The organism is Francisella sp. Scap27 (genome assembly GCF_013394105.1).
In the GTDB taxonomy this organism is placed as follows: domain Bacteria; phylum Pseudomonadota; class Gammaproteobacteria; order Francisellales; family Francisellaceae; genus Francisella; species Francisella adeliensis.
This window is the reverse complement of record NZ_CP041326.1, coordinates 1286094-1308861: the sequence shown is the minus strand read 5'-3', so window position 1 is coordinate 1308861 and position 22768 is coordinate 1286094. Positions and strand designations below refer to the sequence as shown.

Below are 22768 nucleotides of genomic sequence, written 5' to 3'. Positions count from 1 at the left end.
ATTAAAAAAGATGGAAACCATACTAGCGAAGATTGTTGAAGAAAAGAAAAAATGGTTATTTACTAAGAAGAAACTTTTTCCTCTAGAGATATTTAAAGAAGATGTAAAGAAAACAGATAGAAGTTTTTATGAAGCACTAGATTCTGAGCAAGCTGTTTTCATATTAGAGTGCAAAAAAGGCTCTCCATCTAAGGGGCTCATCCGTAAAAAGTTTGATTTAAATGAGATTGCTGGCGTATATAAGAACTATGCAAATGCTATATCAGTACTTACAGATGAAAAGTTCTTTATGGGTAGTTTTGCTAATTTAGAAATTGTAAGAGATCAAGTCGAGCAACCTGTATTATGTAAAGACTTTATGGTCGATGAGTATCAAATATACTTAGCAAGATACTACAAAGCTGACGCTATACTACTAATGCTTTCTGTACTTACAGATGAAGAGTATAAAAAACTTGCAAAAGTAGCCCATAGATTTAACATGGGCGTTTTAACAGAAGCTAGTAATGAAGAAGAATTAAATAGAGCTATAAAACTTAAGGCCAAAGTTATTGGAATAAATAATCGCAACCTTAGAGACCTCTCTGTTGATTTAAACACTACTAGATTATTGGCTCCTAAGGTACCTAAAGGAACTATTATTATTTCTGAATCTGGTATTTATAAAAATCAAGAGGTTCGTGAACTTAGAAGTTTTGTAAATGGATTCTTAATCGGTAGCTCAATTATGGGAGAAAAAAATCTCGAACTTGCTGTTAGGAAGATTGTTTACGGTTTCAATAAAATATGTGGCCTCACAAATATAGAAAATGCTCAAAAAGCCTATAATGCTGGAGCTGTATATGGTGGCTTTATATTTGTAAAAGAATCACCAAGATATATAGATTTTGAAACTGCCAAAAAAATAGCGAGAAAAGTTAAACTAAACTATATAGGTGTATTTGCAGATGCTCCGATTAAAGAAGTGGTTGATACTGCCTATGGGTTAAGGTTAAACGCAATACAGCTACATGGAAATGAAAGCCAAGAATATATTAATGACTTAAAAGCTAAACTACATAGAAACTGCCAACTATGGAAAGCATACGGTGTTGACAAATCTATCCCTGAATTTTTAGACAATATTGATTACCATCTTTTAGATACTAAAATAGGTGGTAAATCTGGTGGTACTGGCAAAAGCTTCGACTGGGAGCTTATAAAAGATAAAAAAAATATCATCTTATCTGGTGGGCTAAACTCAAATAACATTAGCAAAGCTATAGGGTTAAAATGCTCTGCTTATGATATAAACTCTGGAGTTGAATCAAAACCTGGTGAAAAAGATGAGCAAAAGCTTAAAAGGGTTTTTAATAAAATAAGAAACTACTAAAAAAGAGGTTTAAAATGACTAATTATATTGTAGCTTTTGTTTTAGCTACTATTATTTATTTGATAGCGATTAGATACTTACAACAGTTATGCCCGATGAGCAAATTTTTTAAACTGGTAGTTTATATATGCATATCTGTAGTATCAGTACCTGCTGTAAACTATATCAACCCTCCCGCAGCTGGTGAAGATGATATAATCTCATCATTAATGAATGAGATTTCAAATACAGAAAGTAAAGTTAGTGGCGACTGGCAAAGTGCTCAACAGCAAGCCAATGATCTAATACACGGTAGTAACTCTCAAGATTCATCAGAACCAAGTAATTCTAGCGGAATAAGAACTACTACATTTACAGATGAAAAAAACACCGATGATAACGACAAATTTGTCCTTATTGATCGAAACGGTAAGGTTGTTAGTTAAAAATATTTATTTACACGAAAATATATTTAAATAATCCAATAATTAGAGTAAAAGCTATTGGTCCAACTTTAACTAAAACGACTAATATTACAATAAGACAAGTGCTGATATTATGTTGTTTATTATGAAAGTAGGTCGAATTAAAGAACCTTAGAATATAGTCGAAAACAAATACTTTTTCTAAATTAGTTGTTAAAATATATTTTATAGTTGATTGATAAATAGAGTTTATAGTTGCTAAGCTTATCAAAAGAAAAGTTAGAGTATTTGCTCAAATGTTCCCCTGATGGAACCCATATTATAGATTCAGAAGGTAATCTTGCTTTTTACAGTGAGACTTTTATGATTAACCTGGGTTATGAAAATTACGATGAGTTGCTTAATTTTAATGTCTGTGATTGGGACCCTATCGCAGCAAGTGCAGAGCCTACCCCTATAATTAAATCACTAATTGACACCCCTGAAACTTTTATTACGAAACATAAGAAAAAAGATAACTCTATTATAACTGTGGAAATAAATGCCAAAGGTGTTCTTATTGATGGTGAAAAATACTTGTATGCATCGCAACGCATCGTTGATACAAAAAACATAAATCAAGCTGATTTAGCAACTAAGTTTTTAGCAAGCGAAAAGACTAAGTATAAAACTATTTTAGAGTTAGCTTCTGATGGTGTTTTTATAATGGATTACAATGGTAAGCTAGTCGAGTATAGTGAAAAAGCTAAACAAATGCTGGGTTATTCAGCTGATGAAATGCAGAATCTTAATGTATATGATTGGGATAAAGATATTGATAAAGCAGAATACTCTCAGCTCATAGAAGCCCTCAAGCAAGGACCAATAGAGGTCGAGAGAACTCACACTAGAAAAAATAACACTAAATATATAGCTTATATAACAGCTAACCTAATAAATATAGATAATCAAAGCTTGCTTTATGCTTCAGCTAGAGATATTACTGAACAAAAAGAAAATGAGCGAACTATTATTGAACAAAATGAACAATTAGAAGCTATCTTCCAAACAGCATTAGGAGGCATTAGCTTACTAAGCTTAGATGGTGTGTATGAGTTTGTGAACAACAAATATTGTGAATTTTTAGAATACTCTGACAAAGAGCTTCTGGGTAAGAGTACATTTGAATTTACTGATGAAAAATTTATAACTGAATATCAGTCTACTCTTAAAAAAGTGGCTGTAAAATTAGTATATGAAAATTTTGAGCACACCTGTTTAACCAAATCTGGTAAAATTAAAAGACTAATGTCATCTATAGCATTAATGCCTAATAATAGACAGCTACTTATGACCACTGTAGATAATACAGATCTTTCTGAAGCAATGACCACTATTAAAAAACAAGCATTTATAGATGACTTAACCAAACTCAACAACAAAAGATCATATAATAATCAAATTAATAAGAATTTAGAAATATTCGAAAACACTAAAGAACCTTTTTCGATGATTATTTTTGATATAGATTTCTTCAAAAGGGTTAATGATAATTATGGTCACCTGATAGGAGATAGAGTTTTGGAAGAATTTAGTAAGTTAATAACTTCAAATATTAGAAATATTGACTCTGCATTTAGGATAGGTGGAGAAGAATTTGCATTAATTCTTAAAAATACTTCATTAAAAAATGCTGATAGAGTTGCTGAGAAACTAAGAGTTCTTGTGGAGCAGGAATTAAAAGTTATTAAAAATGAAACTATAACGATCAGTGCTGGCGTTACAGAAGTTAAGAGTGGTGACACAGCAGATAAAATTTACAAAAGAGCTGATGATTGTTTATATAAGGCAAAGAGTAGAGGTAGAAACTGCTCAGTCTCTATTTAAAGTATTAATCAATATCAATTAAATATGTAGCTGTAAAGAAATATTTTTTTCTTAAACCTTATATCAAAATAATAGTTTTCAAGTAGATATACCTTAATATGCTATATTTTTTAGTATAGAAACCTTTCTTTAAAAGCTATAATAGCTTTCAAATCTCTAGTATTAAATATAAACATGTCTATATCCATAGTAGGAAGTGCTAACCGCGACTTAGTGGTTAAAGTAAATAAACTAGCACAGAAAGGTCAAACTATAATTAGTAAAAATTATGATGAATTTTGTGGTGGAAAAGGTGCTAATCAAGCAGTCGCTGCTAAAAGACTAGGGGCTGAAGTGAATTTCATAACAAAACTAGGCGATGATAGTTTTGGTAATAGCCTCTTAAACTTCTACAAAAATACAGGTCTAAACATATCCACCATACAAAAAAGCTCTAAATCTAAAACAGGCTTAGCTTTTATAACAGTTGATGATTTTGGTCAAAATATAATCAACGTTGTTATGGGTGCAAATGCTGAAGTCGATAAAGAAATTATAGATAAAAATAGACCATATATATCTGCTTCTTCAGTAGTCCTAACACAACTGGAAATACCTTTAAATACTGTTGAGTACTTAGCCGATATACTAACAGAAAAAAACACATTTATACTAAATCCAGCTCCAGCTCAAACACTTCCAGATAATTTACTAAAAAAAGTAGATATTCTAACCCCAAATGAAACTGAAGCATCCATTATAGCTGGGGTAGAAGTTACAGATCTAACTTCAGCTAAAACTGCTGCTAATGTTATTCATAAGAAAGGCGTCAATATTGTAATTATTACCATGGGAGAAAGTGGAGCTTTATTGTCGAAGCAAGATGGTACTCAAGAACTCTTCCCCTCTACAAAGGTTGATGTCAAAGATACTACTGCTGCTGGTGATACTTTTAACGGCAGTTTAGCACACTGTCTTGACAAAGGTTTTAGCATTGAGCAAGCCATTAAAATAGCAAATAAAGCATCGGCTCGAGCAGTAACTATTCAAGGAGCAGAGAACTCTGCTCCAACAATTACTGAGTTAAACCTATTTTTTAATGAAAAAATTATTTAATACCAATCCAATACATATTAGTGTATTTATCACAAAGGAGTTTATATGGTTGCAATACATTCATACGGTGTAGCAGTATTTTTATGCATTATAACAATGTTATGTTGGGGGTCGTGGGCAAACACTCAAAAGCTTTCAAAAAAAGAGTGGTCTTTTCAACTATTTTACTGGGATTATGCTATTGGTATTTTAATAATCTCATTCGTACTAGCAATAACTGCTGGAAGTTTTGGGTCTGAAGGAAGAAGTTTCTTTTCAGATATTTGGTTAGCCTCAGGAGAGAGCTTTTTTTATGCTTTTGCTGGAGGAGTCGTTTTTAACCTTGCTAATATTCTTCTTGTGGCAGCTATAGACATAGCAGGCATGTCTGTTGCCTTTCCTTTAGCTATCGGTTTAGCTCTTGTGATTGGTGTTATAGTAAACTATATTGCTCAACCATTAGGCCAACCTATACTGTTATCCCTGGGCGTTCTTAGCGTGCTTATAGCTATCGTAATTGATGCTATTATTTATAAACGTATTTCCAACAATAAAAACAATAAAGTAATCAAAGGTATTTTAGTTTCAGTCATCTCAGGAATACTTATGGGCTTCTTCTATCCGCTAGTTATACACGCTATATCTAGTGATTTTAGCAACCCTACACCTGGTTTGATGACACCTTATACTGCTAGCTTCATATTTGCTCTAGGAATATTTTTATCAAACTTTATATTTAATAGTTGGATGATAAAGTTTCCTATTTCAGGAAAGAGATTAAATTTTAGTGATTATTTTAAGCAAGGCAACCTCTGGCTACATACTATAGGGATATTAGGTGGTGTAATATGGGGACTAGGATCATGTCTTAATTTTATAGCTTCTGGCGTTGCTGGACCATCAATTTCTTATGGTCTTGGCCAGGGTGCAACGATGATAGCTGCTTTTTGGGGTGTGTTTATTTGGAAAGAATTTGCTTTGGCTCCTAAAGGAACAAATAAATTAATTACATTGATGTTTATCACATATATTATTGGTTTGATATTAATTGTATTAGCTAGAAATATTTAATTAACTAGTTCCACTTCTTGCAAATTAAATCATTAATATCTCCTCTTGTCATGCTTTCATAAATCATGAATATAAGCTTATCTCATGTCCAAGATTACCCTCGATTTCTAACATCTGTATATAATAAAGATGCTATTAAGGCTAGAGTTATACTTGTTAATTTTTTCATATTTCCTAACAAAAAAGTGCTGTATAAAAAGTTGTATATTTTTAAGTACTAAGGTAGCTTAGTGTCAAACAGTTGGAGATTGCTAATGATCAATTTAAGAGAAATTATGTTTCAAAATATAAACCTTATTAATATAAATATGGCGCTTATATCTTTGTTTCTAATATGTTTTGCTCAGGTTAGCTTTGCAAAAGAAAGCTTACAAAAAACACCTGATAGTGATGACACTTCGGAATGTACAGCCATGATAATGAAAGGAAATGTCGTTATTGAAACCGATTCAGCAACAGTTTATACAGACGAACATGATAGAACTGTAATTATATTACCCAAATTTGATAAAAAACACTTGGTATTTCTAAAATCTGACTACCAAGGATGTATCTCTAACCCTACAAGCAAGGATCATACATAACTTTTACCAAATGAAAATGCTAAATTGAATTGCTTTATCTGAACTTATAAATTTAAGCACAATAATTGAATATTATTCAAGCAATGTAAGTGTTACTTTCTTACTATTTTCCCACATAGGGTTCCATACATCTTTTAAGATTTTAGCAGCAGAACTACACTGCGAACCTGACTTACACCCTCTTATTACACCAAACTCTTGATGTTCTGACGGATAAATATTATGACTCCCAATATAAAATAAGTCATCATCAACCATCCAGAATTTCTGATGATTTCCTATATCTAAACCATCAACATTAGTATTACCTTTGTCATAGGCAATATATTTATACTCAAAATTATTTTTAAGCAATGATTTAGCATCACTACTGGAATAACCTCTTCCAACTAGAGCATTATATAGCACTTGATAAAAACTATCCGCATCAACAAAACTTGTATATCCTGCTGCAGGGTTAATTCCCAAATAATTTGCTGTTACTAAGCTCACCTTTACATTGTTGCTTATTGCAAAAGCTAAAGAGTCTATTACAGAAATTTTGTCCTTTAAAGGATCTAATCCTTTTAGTTGCATTTCTTTAGGTGAATGGAATGTCCCCAATAAACCTAAAATAGCTTGCTGACTCATCTTAATAGAAGACTGTGCGTTATGAAAAGCATAAATTCTTGCCACTTCAGAGGGATCTGCTTGATTATCATTATAACCTGAAGGCAACTCATTAGTATACTTACCTACAGCCATAACTAAATCATCACTAGAACTTGTGGTATCATGCAATGGTGTCAGGTTGTTCTCTTGAAGGGGACACAAATTGACTTGTAGCTTATTTTTATAAAATGCATCGCAATATAGACTATTAGTTTTATTATCTAACAATAATGACATATATTCAGTAGCGCTCTGAGCTACCTGCGAATTATTAACTATGTTACTTAAGTCATTTACAGGATTTGATTCTAGATAGTCTGTACCCCATAAATTCATACCTCCCGTTAAGATTTTCTTATTATCGACATTAATTATCTTACCGTGATTCCAAGATGTTAATCCTGCGTATTGTGAAGCAACATAGACATTAAAATATGGGTTATCAATACCTTTAACCAACTCCTTTAAATAAGTGTACTGCCAATGTTCTATTGATAGTGAATTTTCTTGCTTTTCATCTTTTAATTTATTTTGTGCTGTAACAACATTATAATGGCCTTGCAACAGACGGACAGTTATAGGGTTATTTTGTGTAGCCTTTTTAGATAATTCATGGAATGATTGTTTTAAAACTTCTGTAAAAGCATCGTTTGTAAAAGATGTCTGGTTATAGTAATCAAAAGGCTGTAAAACTATTACATCTACACTATGTTGTGCAGAAACAATAAAATCAAATAATGTGTTAACAATATCTTTTTGAAAAGTAACACAAACTTTTTCTTTATTTAATAACTGTTGACAAGTTGCTGACCCACTACAGTCACTATCACTACCACACATAGGTAGTTTCAAAGTAGGAGAAAGCTCATAACCATTCTTAGGTACCAATGTTTTTTCATAATCACTTAGATTTTTGCCCCATAAATTCGGTGTACTCACTATCCAGTTAGAATCATCATTAACAGGTGAAGGTTTTGAAAATGTATTTATTAAGTCTACTTTAGACTCCTTATTAAGAAAGCTATAAAGTTTCTCTATCTTTGGTGTTGAATCCTTAACACCTGCATATAAATATGATAAAGATACTATTAAGACTAGAGCTATACTTGTTAATTTTTTCATATTCAGTAACCCCTATAAGTAGTAAGACATATTATCAAGAGCTCCGCTGTAAAAGAGAATTATATTGCCACCTCAACATTAATTATATAATACCACAAACTTAATCATATTTAAATTAAGTTTAATATTTAAGTGCTATGCTCCTCTTTCGTTGTTTGACTTAACTAAGTCATATCTAACTACAATATATCGTTCTAAACCTCTTTTATAACAAAATAGTTAATAATAAACACATCTAAACTATGCGATGAGTCCAAAAACCTTTACATAAATACTCTTTTACAATAACCTTATTATCAAAGTACATTACTATATTTAATAAAAAATGAGTTCTCAGAATATTGACCTAAAAGAATATGGCTTTAAAGTCACACAACCACGACTAGAGATACTTAAATTATTTAACTCAAATAAGGATAAACATCTGAGTCCTGACGATGTGTTTTCTATACTCAAATCTAAAGGAAGCAATACCGGTATTGCGACTGTATATAGAGTATTAGCACAGTTTGAATCCGTTGGCATAATCAACCGTTTAAAGCTTGAAAATGATCAAGCTATGTATGAGTTAAATCAAGGTGATCATCATGATCATATAATTTGTGTTAAATGTAACAAAATACAAGAGTTCTACAATGATGAAATTGAAGAACTACAAAAACGGATTGTTGAATCAATTGGAGCTGAGATTGTAGATCATAGTCTAAATATATATGTTATTTGCAAAAATTGCCGTAAAGACTAATAAACCAATCCTTTTCCAGCCCCCTTCTCCTTCTTCTCAGAAACAAATCTCAAACTGATATTTTAGATACTTAAAAAAAGTGCAAAAAAAAGTTGCTTTTCCATCTTATCTTTATGATAATGATAACCGGTATCATTATCATAAAGGGATAAAACAAATGCAACGCGAGCAATTTCATAATACAAATGCACCAATAGATATAGATTCTTTAGATTTAATTGGCTTAACAATAAGAGAGATAGGTCTAGGTTTAGAAAAACTTAAAAATTATACGGCAAATAAACAATTTAATCGAGTTGCTTTAAGTTTCTATAGAGAAGGACTTCTGGGAAAAGTTAAAGCAACTGAAGATAATTTATTTTTTTATGATCAAGAGAGTAAAAACACACTTCAAACAAGAAAAGCTTCTTCTTTTAGTCTCAACAGAATTCTATTTACTAGAGATATCTATGTTGTAAATAACGATTCTAAAAATATTCGTGAGATTAATACTCTTCAGGAGCTACTTAACTGGACAAAAACTAATAACCCTCAAATAAATAAAGCAGATTGGAAACAGTTTGAGTTAGAGCTAAATAATTCATTCGAGAATGAGCTTTATATGTATATATACCGAAGTTTCTGGCAGAAACAGTTAATGAATAATATTAACTCATCTGGTCATTCTAATCTTTGGAGTTGGATCTGTAACTCATTAAATAAAAATGAGCAATTTTCATTTCTAGAGCAATGGGGAGCTGTTGGTCACATCTATCACCCAGGATCAAAAACAAGGCTAGGTCTTAGTAAGTTTGAAAATATACAATACTCCCCAGAGTTTCAGGCTGAGGTAGATATAATTTTTGGTGCTATACATAAAAATATTGCCCATACAGAAATCATGGATAGTTTAGAAACAACCTACCAAGAATGGGTTATAAATAATTATCCTAATCAGCATAGTATTTGGTGTGATGAATTAGCTAAAAAAAGCTTAGATAGTGATGACTATTTAATGATCCCAATTCACCCATGGCAAGCTGCGCATATCCTACCAGAAAAACACAAGTGTCTAATGAATTGCCAACAATTACTAATCATAGATAACTGTAAATATACTACAAAACCGAGTATGTCTTTTAGAACTATGCTTCCTACATCCAATAAAGATGGCTTAATTGAACCTCATATAAAGTTGCCAGTGGCTATTCACGCAACAAGTGTTATGAGAACCGTCTCTCCTGAATCTGTTAAAACAGGTCCTCGAGTAAGTAGAATTCTTTTAGATATATTAGACAAAGAGCCTCAAATAGCTAAAAGCATGAATATACTTGCTGATACTGTGGGCATACATACTGAAAAAGCTTGCAGAAAGGATGACATCAGACAACTTTCAGCAATATTTAGAGAAAACCCTGAAAAATACCTAAGTACTAATGAAATTGCTTCTCCACTGGCAAGTTTATTTGTAAAGACCCCAAATAGCCAATCTCTAATCTGTGATATCTTAGATTCAAAAAACTATAAAAGCTCTATAGAAATTTTAGAATATTTCAGAACTTATGCAAAAATAACACTAACTACATGCTTAGATTTGTATCTTCTATACGGTATTGCTTTAGAAGCACACCAGCAAAATACTCTAGTTGTTTTTGAAGACAACCTTCCTAAAAAACTTATGATCAGAGATCTGGGTGGGATGCGACTTCATATTCCAAGTATAAAAGATGCGGGCATAGTGCTTCCTAAAGATACTTTTTCACTGACATTTACAGACTCTCAGTCTATTACCAGAAGAAAATTAATACATGCTTGCTTACAGAGTAACCTTGGTGAGCTAATACTACAGTTAAGTTCTCACTATAAAATAAATGAAGAAGATTTTTGGCTTATCGTAAGGCAAGAAATTGAAGATCGTTTTATAGCTTTAAAAGACAGAATAAGTGTTAAAAAATATAACAAAGAGTTCTCTGAAATAGTTGAAAAACCTTGGTCTATGAAAGCTTTGACAAGAATGCGTTTAAATGACAGGCTTGACTGCGACAAAGATGACATGCAGGGAGATATATATGTTAACTTAGAAAATCCATTAAAAATGCTTCATGAATAGTATAGTAAAATCTCAAATCATATTACTATGCTGCTGTCAGCTTGTTGTAATAGCTGCTATGGAAATGAGCAACCCTTTCTTACCAATATACTTACATTCACTTAGTAACTTTGGTCTGCTTTCAGCGAACACTTGGAGCATACTAGCATACGCACTACCTCTTATATCAGCAATAATCTCCTCTCCATTTTGGGGCAAATACGGCGATAGATTCGGCTATAAAACCATGATTCTAAGAGCTGCTGGTGCTTTAGCTGTTATTCAACTATTGATCTATTTTACAGATAGTGTTGTAATTTTTATAACTCTACGCTTTATCCAAGGAGCAATAGCTGGTTTTCTACTAGCCTCACAAAGCTATGCTGTGGTACTAGTTTCAAAAGAATATAGAAGTAGAGTCTTAGCATGGTTACAATCATCTACAGCTATAGGTATAGCAATAGGCCCATTAGTTGGCGGTGTTTTTGCTAGTATTTTTAGTTATAACACAATCTTTTTAATCAGTGCTATTGCAGCAACTCTAACGTTTACTGTACTATGCTTGAAATTAAAAAAAGTAAACTCCCCCTTTGAATCAAAAAGACATAAAAACATACATTCAAAACAACCAAAGAGAAATACTTCTACTTATTTTTATTTTTCTGTTATTTTCCTAAGTATATTTTTAGCTCAAACAGCCAAATTTTTACCACAGTCTTTCTTTGCTATTTATGCAGAAAATTTCTTCAATTCAAGTCCTATAGTTATTGGTGCTATATACGCTGCACCTGCTTTTAGTTTACTTCTAATATCTGCTCCTTTAGGACTTATGTTTGACAAACTACTTAAAAAGATTGATAAGCAATACTTCTTTGCTAGTGGTTATTTTATAACTTTATTTATGCTAGCAGCTATCGCAATAAGCATACATGCTACCACTCACAACATTTATCTCATAATCATTGCACGCCTTATATTAGGGGCCTCTTTCGCAGGGACTCTACCTTGTCTATTTAGCCTAGCTTGTCGTGCTAAAGATGCTGGTTTTGGACACTTAATCGGGTATTGCAACACCTTCTCTAAATTTGGAAATTTATCCGGTATTTTCTTAGGTGGAATGATATTTCAACTATGTAATATGCAGACTGTATTTTATCTGACTTCATTTATTTATCTACTCTTAGTAATTATGTACGCATGTTTATTTTATCTTTTTGACCAACAAAAATTGAATTTAAATAATAAGGAATTAGCCAGTGTCTAAACTAGAAACTTCAAATAGTATCTTTAAAAATCTTTCTAAAAACAAAATAGAAGAAATAACTCATTTATATGGATCTCCATGTTTTATAGTTAATGAAAAAGCTCTTTTAGACAGGGCTAGATTATTTAAAAAGACAATTACAAACCACTATCAAAATAGTATCGCCGCGTACTCTGTAAAGACTCAGTCACTATCAGGCATTATAAAAAGGTTTTATGACAATGGGTTTATTCCAGAGGTCGTGTCTAGTGATGAATTCGAGCTTATAGAAAAACTAAAGCTCAATAGAGAGGGGATTATTTTTAATGGTCCCTATAAAACAGATAAAAACTTAATCAAAGCTATCCGATCAGACAGCATTATAAACTGTGATCATTTTGGTGAGATATTGCGTATTGCTGAAATTGCTAAAAAACTCAAAACTAAGGTAAATATTGGCATAAGAATCTGCGACAATACAACTGCTGAAAACTGGTCAAGGTTTGGTTTTCCTCTGACAAATACACAGAGTCATGATAATGAGATACTCAAAACTATTGATAAGATAAAAAACATTCCTGAGTTGAATTTTTCAGGTATACATTGTCATATTGGTACAAATATTCGTGATCTATCTCGCTTTGAAGCAATGTCTCAAAATATTGCAAAACTAGCTAAAACTATTCTTGTCAAATATAACCAAACATTAGATTGGATTGATTTTGGCGGAGGATTAGCAGGCATAAGCCCTAGACTAGATGATACTCGAATAGAACCTTACTCCCCTTTTGATCTTGAGATTTATGCAAGCACCGTAATTAATCCACTTAAAGAGTACCTAGCAAAAACAAACAATCAAACAAAGCTTATCTTTGAGCTAGGTAGAAGTTTAGTTGACTACTCTACCACCCTAATCACATCAATAGTAGGAGTAAGAGAACAAGATAATAAATATCAAACACTAATAACAAATGCTGGTATACATATAGCTCCAACAACATCTGTTTATAGGCACCCTATTTATCACACAAAACAAATAGAACAGCCTAATAAAAAAACTCTTCTACTAGGGCCTAGTTGCATGCAACATGATTTATTATCTGAAACTTATTTACCACATCTTGAGTATGGCGATCATGTTTTAGTCGATGGCTTAGGAGCTTACAATATTTCAAGAAATAATGAGTTTATACACTTAAAACCTAGTGTAATTTTAGTAAAAAAAGATAGTCAATACGAAATACTCAGAGCAAAACAAACACATTAAAAACAGGTTAGAAAATGAATTTAGATAATAAAAATATAAGATATATCCCTTTACTGGTTCTATCGACATGGTTTCTTGGCAATATGGGAGTGCATTTTTTACTACCTCTACTTCCGATTATGACAAAAGATTTAGATACATCTGTAAGGCTTACTCAGTATGTTATTGCTTTTTTCTTAGCAGGAAAAGCTCTAGGAATGATAATCTACGGCCCTTTATCAGAGGTGTATGGTCGACGCAAATTTATGTTAATCGGGCTTCTGCTTTATATTATAAGTAGTTTTTGTTGTATATTTGCTAGTGACATAACATGGCTGATATTTTTCCGTTTCATCCAAGGTCTTGGAGTAAGTGCTACGATACTCATGGGGCGAATAATTATCAATGACTCTTACCCTAATGACAAGGCTGCAAATGTTTTTGGTTATCTCTTTGCCTTAGCTGCGATAATTATTGCTTTCTTACCAACTCTAGGTGGAGTTATAGCAACTTTTAAAAACTGGCATTTTGCCTTTATAGTAATGTGTATTTACAGCAGTTTTATTTTCCTGATAATGTTTAAATACTTACCTGAAACACAAAAGGATGATTTTCGAAAAAAATTGTCTTTCAAAGGGATTTTAAGAGATTATTCTACCGTATTCAGACATCCTGTTTTCTTCGGCTATTTAATGTGTACGGGCTTAATGGTTGCTGGTGAAACGGCATTCAATACAAGTGCTGCATTTTTGATGATTAAAACCTACGGTATACCAACAAAAACCTTTGGAATAATGATGTCTAGCCTCTTAGTAGCTCATCTGTTAGGTGCTGTTATATGTGGTCGCTATGTTGTCAGAAAAGGAATTTCTAATCTAACAGGTGTAGGTGTGGTGATTTTAGTATTAGCAGCTGTATTTTTATTAGCTACAACGATACTTAAAGTTGATGGGCCATACCTAACAATATCTGCAATGTTTGTCTATTTCCTTGGAACAGGGTTTATTATGACAACAGCTGCTGTAGGTGTAGTCTCACCATTCCCAAAAATGATCGGCACAGCAATGGCTTTTGCACTATCTCTAGAGTTTTTGTTATCTTCACTGAGTAGCTTTATAACCAGCCATTTAGCAATAACATCTCTATACCCTATCTCATTACTGATAACTATTTTGAGTATTATATCCTTTGGGATGTGGCTATTTTATATAAAAAGAAATAAATAAGTATTTTTGCAATAAACAGTATTGATAATCATTATCATTTAATGATATTATCCACAGATAATAATTTCTTCCCTTAATAATATCTATGTCTAATAAGCTTAAAGCATTATCCTTGGGTGTCTTAGGACAGCTATTATTCCCTTCTATAGGATTTTCTATTGAGCAACAATCCACTAATAAAAATTTAAATGATTTTGATAACTTAGAAACTATAAAAGCGCTAGAAATAAAAATAAAAGATATCCAATCCGAAATAAATAAGCTACAACATGACGATGAAAAAGCTAAAAATTCTTTAACATTTTCAACATATAAATCAAGAATAGATAGTTCAAGTCTAATATCTGATGCTCACAAAAACACAGCTTTTGACATATTGACAAATGTTAACACAGATAATTCAATTATTAATCTAGGTAAAAGTGGTTTATTCAATAAAAATAGAGGTGTAGATGTTGCTAACATCCCTGCTATTACAACTATGGGAGAGATAACATTCCTAGGAGCATTCTCCGGAAATAACCGAATCCCAATAGGAATGATTTCAAGCAATCTTTTTGCATCAACCCTTATTGGTCAACGATATAAGTTTGATAATCATTCTATAGTGTTTGGCGCCAGAATTGGAGCAAATACTCAAGCATGGTCTGGAAGTAACGGTATAACAAATGGTACAACAACTTTACCTGGAAATGGTCAAAACATATATCTTACAGCTGCAAACCTGTATTTTGTATCTAACTTAGGACACTATGTAACAGCTCAGTTTGATTTTAGTACAACTGAATTAAATAACTTCTCTCTCGGAAATGCTTTAGTAATTATAGGAAACTTAGATACTTCTCCATTTTTCTTTACAGTTGGCAAAAATAAACTATCTATTGGAGCGTTTGGTGGTGGTGGGACATGGACGGGTGGTATGACTAAATTTCTTGCTGCAGGGAATGTCACCAATGTCTCATTCAACTATAAAAATGATGTTTTAAACACAAACATTGCTGTATTTGGTAGTGATGACAATAGGTTAAACTTTTCAGCCGGATTATTTTATGCAGAAAAATGGAGTGAGGATCTAGCTGTCGGTTTTAACACTGGCTATGTCTACAACCTTGCTGAGGCTGGTAATTCATCTCTAAACAAGTTCCTTAAATCACAATCAAAAAGCGGAGATACTATCGGTAGTTTAGATATAAACACCAACCTTACATATACAGTTGGCGGTGGTTTTCTAAATATAGGAGCTGGCTGGGCATCTACTACAAATAAGAAAGATTTCGACGATACTGGCTCTAATGTCTTAGCTGGAGGATGGTACGCTGCAACCAATTACTCCTTCGTACTTAAAGGAAGGAAGACAAACTTTGGTGCCTCTTATGGCCAATCTTATAATGCTTCTAATATACCAATGCCTATATCTGCATCCCCTCTTTCTCTAGGAAGATCTACCACCGGTGTAAAGCAACAGTTTATACTATCATCACAACGCGCTTACTTTGATAACAATGTCCTTGTTGGTCCAGAATATGTATACCAAGAACTATATGATCATAAGCATATGAATACAGTCACTCTAAATATGAATGTATACATATAGTCCTGTTAGAAAATATAAATTGTCTTTAGCATCACAATTTTATTGTATATTTTCAACTCAATATTAGCGATAATATAAACAAATAATATTTAAAGAAGTTTCAATGTCTAAATTAAATGCTTACTTTGGCGAATACGGTGGCCAATTTGTGCCGCAAATCCTTGTACCTGCTCTAAACCAGCTTGAAGAAGAGTTTATCAAAGCTCAACAAGATGAATCTTTTAAAAAAGAGTTTTCTGAGCTTCTAACAGAGTACGCCGGTCGTCCAACAGCTCTTACACTTACTCGAAATTTAGTTAAAGAAACTAAAACAAAACTCTACTTAAAACGTGAAGATCTGTTGCACGGTGGTGCTCACAAGACTAATCAAGTACTTGGCCAAGCCCTACTTGCAAAGCGAATGGGGAAAAAAGAAATCATCGCAGAAACAGGTGCTGGTCAGCATGGTGTAGCTACAGCTTTAGCTTGTGCATTGCTAGATTTAAAATGCAAAGTATATATGGGTGCAAAAGATGTCGAGCGTCAAAACCCCAATGTATTTAGAATGAAGCTTATGGGTGCAGAGGTTATCCCTGTCCATAGTGGTTCAGCAACTCTTAAAGATGCTTGTAATGAAGCACTTAGAGATTGGTCAGCTAATTATCAAAAAGCTCACTACTTACTAGGTACCGCAGCAGGTCCTCACCCTTTCCCAACTATCGTGCGCGAATTTCAAAAGATGATTGGGCAAGAAACTAAAAAGCAGATATTAGCAAAAGAAGGTAAGCTTCCTGATGCAGTCATCGCTTGTGTCGGCGGTGGCTCAAATGCTATTGGAATGTTTGCTGACTTTATCGAAGAAAAAGATGTCCGCCTAATAGGTGTGGAGCCAGCTGGCAAAGGTATAGATACTGATCAGCATGGAGCTCCACTAAAGCATGGCAAGACTGGTATATTTTTTGGGATGAAAGCCCCTCTTATGCAAGATAAGAATGGCCAAATTGAAGAGTCTTACTCAATATCGGCAGGACTAGATTTCCCATCAGTTGGGCCACAACACGCTCATTTACAAGCTATAGGCCGTGCTGAATATGTTTCTGCTACAGATGATGAGGCATTAGGCGCTTTTAAGCTACTGTGTAGAAAAGAAGGTATAATCCCCGCACTAGAGTCTGCTCATGCTTTAGCTTATGCTGTCAAAATGGCTTTTGATAGCCCACAAAAAGAGCAAACTCTTGTAGTAAACCTTTCTGGGCGTGGCGATAAAGATATATTTACAGTACATGATGTACTAAAGCAAAAAGGAGAAATATAATGGATAGATATACAAAACTTTTTGCAAATCTTGAAGCTAAAAATCAAGGTGCTTTTGTACCATTTGTAACTATTGGCGACCCAAACAAAGAAACATCACTAAAAATCATCGATGCTCTTGTAGAGGCAGGTGCTGATGCGTTAGAGCTTGGTATCCCATTTTCTGACCCTTTAGCTGATGGCCCTACTATTCAAGCTGCAAATATTCGTGCATTAGAAAGTGGTATGACACCTGATGATTGCTTTGATATTCTGCGAGAAATAAGAGCGAAGCACGCCGATATTCCTATGGGATTACTACTGTATGCAAATCTTGTATGCTCTAACGGTATTGAGAATTTCTATACAAAATGCAAAAATGCAGGTGTTGACTCAATCCTAATTGCAGATGTCCCAGCTCACGAGTCAAAAGACTTCTTAGAAATAGCTAAAAAGACCGGCATACAACAGATTTTTATCGCTCCACCTGATGCTACTGATGAGTTATTACAAACTATTTCAGAGCTTGGTAGCGGTTATACTTACCTGCTATCACGAGTAGGTGTGACAGGAGCTGAAACTGCAGCAAACTTGCCTGTAGAAACTGTACTCGCGAAACTTAAAGAGTACAACGCTCCCAATCCAATTCTAGGCTTTGGAATTTCTACACCACAGCAAGTACAAGAGGCTATCCAAGCAGGTGCAAGTGGTGCTATATCAGGCTCGGCAACTGTCAAGATTATTGAAAGTAATCTTGGCGGTAGTGAGAAGATGCTAGCTAAGCTGAAAGAGTTTGTGAGTGGTATGAAGGCTGGGGCTTGTCTATAAAAGGTGTTATATAGGCTTTATAAAATCTAGGGAAATATGATGAAAAGAGCTTATTATTCAGAATCAATAGAACAGTTCCTGTTTGAAACAGAATCTAGTATTTTAGGTAAATTAACTTCTAGTCATACAAATAGAAACCTTGAAGATTTGCAGATAAATGCTTGGAAGTCACAGATACAGATATTAAAAAATCAACTAAAAGGATTAGATGGAAAAGTCTATTTTGAGTTTGCTATACCAAGAATGGGAAAACGAGTAGATAATATCATCATAGTAAAAGATACTGTTTTTGTCGTTGAGTTTAAAGTAGGTAGTGATAAGTATGAAAAACATGCTGTAGAGCAGGTAATAGACTATTCTGTAGATTTGAAAAATTTTCATGAGGGTAGCCACTATGCTAAGTTAATTCCTGTCTTAGTATCTACTGATGCAAGAGAAATAAAAGAGAGTATCTACAGAGTTACTGATTTTGAAACAGCAGAAAAAGCTAATCAAAATAATCTTGAAATGGTTTTCAGAAAATATATAAACGCTGTAAAAAAAGATATAGACATAGATTATTGGGAAGATTCTATTTATAAGCCTACTCCCACGATTGTAGAAGCAGCTCAAGCTCTTTATAAGGGACATAATGTTAAAGAAATCACACGTTCTGATTCAGGAGCTATCAATCTAACTACAACGACAGACTGTATAAACAATGTAATTGAAAATTCAAAAGCAAATAATTTAAAGTCTATATGTTTTGTAACAGGAGTTCCTGGCGCAGGTAAGACATTAGCGGGACTAAACATTGCTGTTGAACGAATGAATGTAGATGAAGATGAGCATGCTGTGTTTTTATCCGGTAATGGTCCGTTAGTAGATGTTTTAAGAGAGGCTTTAGCTAGAGATAATGTTCTTAGCTCTAAGCAAACTGGTCAAAACTTAACAAAAAAGCAAGCAAGTATAAAAGCAAACGCTTTTATACAAAACATACATCATTTCAGAGATGATAACTTACAATCTGATAAAGCACCTATCGAAAAAGTTGTAGTGTTTGATGAGGCTCAACGAGCATGGACTAAACATCAGACTAGTTCTTTTATGAAAAGAAAAAAAGGTATAGATGATTTTGATATGTCCGAGCCTGAATTCTTAATAAGCGTGATGGATAGGCATGATCATTGGTGTACTGTTGTATGTTTGATTGGAGGTGGTCAAGAAATAAATACCGGTGAGGCTGGGCTTGAAGAATGGATATATTCCTTGAAAGAAAAATTCTCAGATTGGAATATTTATTATTCTAATCTCGTAATGCAGAGTGATAATTACTTAAAAGGAAGTGATATTAAAAACTGGTTTTCCAGATCTGGTATAAGTAAAGAGCAACTGCACTTAGCTGTCTCAGTTAGATCTTTTAGAGCAGAAAAACTTTCAGGTTTCATTCATGAGTTACTTAATAAGAATACCGACTTAGCCAAAGATATTTACAAACAAATTATGACTACTTATCCTATAGTTATAACCAGAGATATAAACAAAGCTAAAAACTGGCTTAGAGAACAATCAAAGGGAACTGAAAGGGTTGGTATAATAGCTTCATCAGGAGCAAAACGTTTAAGGCCCATTGGTATAGATGTAAAAAATGAAATATCAGCACCTAATTGGTTTTTAAATGATAATACTGATATTCGTTCTTCTTATTTTCTAGAAGAGGTTGCAACAGAATTTGATATTCAGGGCTTAGAAATTGATTGGGTATGTGTTGCATGGGGTGCAAATTTTTATGCAAACAATACTGATTGGAAATATCAAAGTTTCAAAGGTACTAAGTGGCAAAATATAAATAAAGAGATAGATAAGGAATATTTAAAAAATGCATATAGAGTGTTACTAACAAGAGCGCGACAAGGCATGGTTATATTTATTCCAAACGGAAGTGAGATAGATCATACAAGAACCAAAATTTTTTATGATGGTACATACAAATACTTGAAAGAAATAGGGATTATTGAGATATGACAGAAATAACCTTCACAAAAGAACAAACCGCTCAAATAATAGCCAAGATAAAGACTTACTTCTCTACAGAACTAAATCAAGAAATCGGTGGCTTTGAAGCTGAGTTTCTCATGGAGTTTTTTGCAAAAGAAATAGGCCCACATTTTTATAATAGTGGCTTAGCAGATGCTAAGGAATTATTTACGCAACAACTAGAAGAAGCAGGTTATATGATTGATGAGTTGGAGAAATCAACCGACTAAACTAGCATATCTATCCAGTTAGAATAAAAATTCACCCGATCGTCTTTCCAAGAGTATTTTATATTTACATAATTATTTTTGCCTTGATAATAATTGTACGGAGGAGGCATTTTTTTATAACTCAAATCTCTTACAAACTCAGCCTCTAATGTTTTCTCCGTATACTCAAGGTGATTAAACATATAGATAATTTTGGAATTATTTTTATCTACCAAACAATCTAACCCATCAATTTCTGATGATAAAATTTTATTAGTATATTTAAGAGCTTCGATTGAGTTTACTTTTGTTTGTCTCGAGATACATGCTTTCACCTCAGTTTTGTTAAAGTTTTTAAATAACGGGTGCTTGTTGTCTATTATTTTATGCTCATAAACACCAAATAGTTTTTTATCTAAACAACATTTATCTATAGCATACAGATAGTGTAAAGCAGCTTGAGCAGCCCAACATATAAGCATTAAATGAAGATTGTATTCTATACTTTTGGCAATAATTTTGCATACTTCCGGATAAAAATCGACTTCATTGAAATCGAGCAGTTCAACTGGTGCTCCAGTTATAACTATTCCATCAAGTTTATTAAAATCATACTTTTCCCAGTTAGAATAATTTTGATCTATGTGCCTTTTATCGACCTTAGAACTAGGTCTAATTAATGAGTTAAAAAAGACAACTTCTACAGAGTTGTTTTTATTATAGGATAAAAGATCTTGCCATTGATGCTCAGTCTCTTGTACTGTTGGCATAAGGTTTAATACTGCTATTCTTAGAGTATGTTTATCTATTTCAGACTTATCATTAATTAGTACAGAAGAATTTTTTGAGTAATCTCTATTTATTTCCATACCTCCCCCCTTCAGCTTAATGCCTGCTCTAAATCTAAGATTAAATCTTCAACTTTTTCTAGGCCTATAGAAAGTCTTACTAAACTATTAGTTATGCCTGCTTGTGCTTTTTCTAGATCACTTAACTGAGAATGTGTGGTCGATGCTGGATGTATAATCAAACTTCTAGCATCTCCTATATTGGCACAATGAACAAAAAGTTGCGTCTTTTCTACAAGGGTTTTTCCAGCCTCAAAACCATCTTTCAACTCTATAGTAAAAAGTCCTGGTAAACCTCTAGGCAGATATTGCTTAGCCAAATCATGGTACGGAGAGTTTTTTAAACCTGAATAATTAACTTTTTCCACTTTAGGATGCTTAGCTAAGTACTCAGCAATGACTATAGCATTCGCTACATGTTTATCCAACCTTGCTCCTAAGGTTTCTAAACCTTGTAAAGCTAAAAAGGCTGTATGAGGACTAAGTGTTGCACCAATATCTCTTAATCCAACAGCAATCCCCCTAACAGTAAAGGCAAGCTCTTTAAAACTATCATAAAAACTAATGTTATTATAAGAACTATCCGGCTTAGATAGTAAAGGAAATTTCTCATTTTGTGACCAATCAAATTTCCCAGAATCAACAACAGCCCCACCAACTATAGAACCATTACCTCCCAAATATTTGGTCAAAGAATAAGATACTATATCCGCCCCATAATCTATTGGGTTCAGTAGATATGGAGTAGCAACAGTATTATCAACTATTAACGGGATACCTGCTGAGTGAGCTATATCTGCTAGTGCTTGAATATCAGCAATTACTCCACTAGGGTTAGATTGAGTTTCTATAAAAATAGCCTTTGTATTTTGCTTTATAGCATTCTTAACTTCACTAAAATCATTTATATCAACTAATGTAGATTGCCAACCAAACTGCCTAGGGAAGGTATGAGTGAGTTGCGTTATAGAGCCACCATATAGATACTTAGATGCTACAATATGATCTCCACTTTGTAGTAAATTCAAAAATATCAAAAGTTGAGCAGCATGTCCTGAAGAACAAGCAAAAGCGCCAGCTACATTATGAAGTTTAGCAAGTCTTGAGGCATAAGCATCTACAGTTGGATTAGTAAGCCGAGAGTATATGTTGCCAAATTCTTTCAATGCAAAAAGGTCTGCAGCCTGTTCTATACTTTCAAAGACATAGCTTGAAGTTTGATGAATTGGTATTTGCACCGAACCACTTTGAGCAGGTATGGATTGATGTAGGGCTAAAGTTTCTAAAGAATATTTATTCATAAATTTCTCCTATTTATAAATTTCTTTA

The 22768-nt window shown here is 33.2% G+C and carries 19 protein-coding genes; 16 read left to right on the top strand and 3 right to left on the bottom strand.

Translation table 11 applies throughout. The features are described 5' to 3' along the window. Positions 1–10 precede the first annotated feature (10 nt). The 6 genes from trpCF to FLM55_RS06320 all read left to right on the top strand — a co-directional run bounded on the left by trpCF (position 11) and on the right by FLM55_RS06320 (position 6371). Entirely contained in the window at positions 11–1372 is a 1362-nt protein-coding gene (gene trpCF, locus FLM55_RS06345) for a bifunctional indole-3-glycerol-phosphate synthase TrpC/phosphoribosylanthranilate isomerase TrpF (RefSeq protein WP_178948520.1), read from the top strand. 14 nt (positions 1373–1386) lie between these two features. Continuing rightward, the gene (locus tag FLM55_RS06340) at positions 1387–1797 is read left to right on the top strand and encodes a hypothetical protein (protein WP_178948519.1); all 411 of its coding nucleotides are present in this window, start codon (positions 1387–1389) and stop codon (positions 1795–1797) included. 342 nt (positions 1798–2139) lie between these two features. Further along, positions 2140–3642: a sensor domain-containing diguanylate cyclase gene (locus FLM55_RS06335; RefSeq protein ID WP_178948518.1), complete on the top strand. Its 1503-nt coding sequence runs from the start codon at positions 2140–2142 to the stop codon at positions 3640–3642. A gap of 174 nt (positions 3643–3816) precedes the next feature. Next, the gene (gene rbsK / locus FLM55_RS06330) at positions 3817–4737 is read left to right on the top strand and encodes a ribokinase (protein WP_178948517.1); all 921 of its coding nucleotides are present in this window, start codon (positions 3817–3819) and stop codon (positions 4735–4737) included. 45 nt (positions 4738–4782) lie between these two features. Further along, positions 4783–5787 carry a multidrug DMT transporter permease gene (locus FLM55_RS06325; RefSeq protein ID WP_178948516.1) on the top strand — a complete coding sequence of 335 codons (1005 nt, stop codon included), beginning with the start codon at positions 4783–4785 and terminating at the stop codon, positions 5785–5787. 254 nt (positions 5788–6041) lie between these two features. Beyond that, complete coding sequence (locus FLM55_RS06320) at positions 6042–6371, top strand: hypothetical protein (RefSeq protein WP_178948515.1); 330 nt, start codon at positions 6042–6044, stop codon at positions 6369–6371. A gap of 72 nt (positions 6372–6443) precedes the next feature. Here the strand turns inward: FLM55_RS06320 and FLM55_RS06315 are convergent, their stop codons facing one another. Further along, complete coding sequence (locus tag FLM55_RS06315) at positions 6444–8144, bottom strand: hypothetical protein (protein ID WP_178948514.1); 1701 nt, start codon at positions 8142–8144, stop codon at positions 6444–6446. Between the two features lie 325 nt (positions 8145–8469). On the opposite strand from FLM55_RS06315, the gene FLM55_RS06310 reads away from it, so the two are divergent. The 10 genes from FLM55_RS06310 to FLM55_RS06265 all read left to right on the top strand — a co-directional run bounded on the left by FLM55_RS06310 (position 8470) and on the right by FLM55_RS06265 (position 20612). Further along, on the top strand, positions 8470–8889 hold the full coding sequence (locus FLM55_RS06310) for a Fur family transcriptional regulator (protein ID WP_178948513.1): 420 nt from the start codon (positions 8470–8472) through the stop codon (positions 8887–8889). A gap of 157 nt (positions 8890–9046) precedes the next feature. Further along, positions 9047–10978: a rhizoferrin biosynthesis protein FslA gene (gene fslA / locus FLM55_RS06305; protein WP_178949083.1), complete on the top strand. Its 1932-nt coding sequence runs from the start codon at positions 9047–9049 to the stop codon at positions 10976–10978. Beyond that, on the top strand, positions 10971–12221 hold the full coding sequence (gene fslB / locus FLM55_RS06300) for a rhizoferrin export MFS transporter FslB (protein WP_178948512.1): 1251 nt from the start codon (positions 10971–10973) through the stop codon (positions 12219–12221). Before fslA ends, fslB begins: the two co-directional genes overlap by 8 nt. After that, positions 12214–13467, top strand: coding sequence for a rhizoferrin biosystnesis N-citrylornithine decarboxylase FslC (fslC, locus tag FLM55_RS06295; RefSeq protein WP_178948511.1), 1254 nt, complete (start codon positions 12214–12216; stop codon positions 13465–13467). Before fslB ends, fslC begins: the two co-directional genes overlap by 8 nt. 14 nt (positions 13468–13481) lie before the next feature. Beyond that, on the top strand, positions 13482–14672 hold the full coding sequence (fslD, locus tag FLM55_RS06290) for a rhizoferrin import MFS transporter FslD (protein WP_178948510.1): 1191 nt from the start codon (positions 13482–13484) through the stop codon (positions 14670–14672). An 85-nt stretch (positions 14673–14757) separates the two neighbouring features. Next, positions 14758–16266, top strand: coding sequence for a rhizoferrin import outer membrane protein FslE (gene fslE, locus FLM55_RS06285; RefSeq protein WP_178948509.1), 1509 nt, complete (start codon positions 14758–14760; stop codon positions 16264–16266). 103 nt (positions 16267–16369) lie between these two features. Further along, positions 16370–17560 carry a tryptophan synthase subunit beta gene (gene trpB, locus FLM55_RS06280; protein WP_178948508.1) on the top strand — a complete coding sequence of 397 codons (1191 nt, stop codon included), beginning with the start codon at positions 16370–16372 and terminating at the stop codon, positions 17558–17560. Then, positions 17560–18366 carry a tryptophan synthase subunit alpha gene (trpA, locus tag FLM55_RS06275; protein WP_178948507.1) on the top strand — a complete coding sequence of 269 codons (807 nt, stop codon included), beginning with the start codon at positions 17560–17562 and terminating at the stop codon, positions 18364–18366. Before trpB ends, trpA begins: the two co-directional genes overlap by 1 nt. 39 nt (positions 18367–18405) lie before the next feature. Further along, positions 18406–20370 carry a DUF2075 domain-containing protein gene (locus FLM55_RS06270; RefSeq protein WP_178948506.1) on the top strand — a complete coding sequence of 655 codons (1965 nt, stop codon included), beginning with the start codon at positions 18406–18408 and terminating at the stop codon, positions 20368–20370. Next, positions 20367–20612 carry a DUF2164 domain-containing protein gene (locus FLM55_RS06265; RefSeq protein ID WP_178948505.1) on the top strand — a complete coding sequence of 82 codons (246 nt, stop codon included), beginning with the start codon at positions 20367–20369 and terminating at the stop codon, positions 20610–20612. The genes FLM55_RS06270 and FLM55_RS06265 overlap by 4 nt, the downstream gene beginning before the upstream one ends. On the opposite strand, the gene FLM55_RS06260 is transcribed toward FLM55_RS06265, so the two are convergent. Together FLM55_RS06260 and FLM55_RS06255 are read right to left on the bottom strand one after the other, a co-directional pair. Next, on the bottom strand, positions 20609–21460 hold the full coding sequence (locus tag FLM55_RS06260; RefSeq protein WP_178948504.1) for a homoserine O-succinyltransferase: 852 nt from the start codon (positions 21458–21460) through the stop codon (positions 20609–20611). The two genes, FLM55_RS06265 and FLM55_RS06260, sit on opposite strands and share 4 nt — an antisense overlap. Positions 21461–21471: 11 nt before the next feature. Next, the gene (locus tag FLM55_RS06255; protein ID WP_178948503.1) at positions 21472–22740 is read right to left on the bottom strand and encodes an O-acetylhomoserine aminocarboxypropyltransferase/cysteine synthase family protein; all 1269 of its coding nucleotides are present in this window, start codon (positions 22738–22740) and stop codon (positions 21472–21474) included. Positions 22741–22768 lie beyond the last annotated feature (28 nt).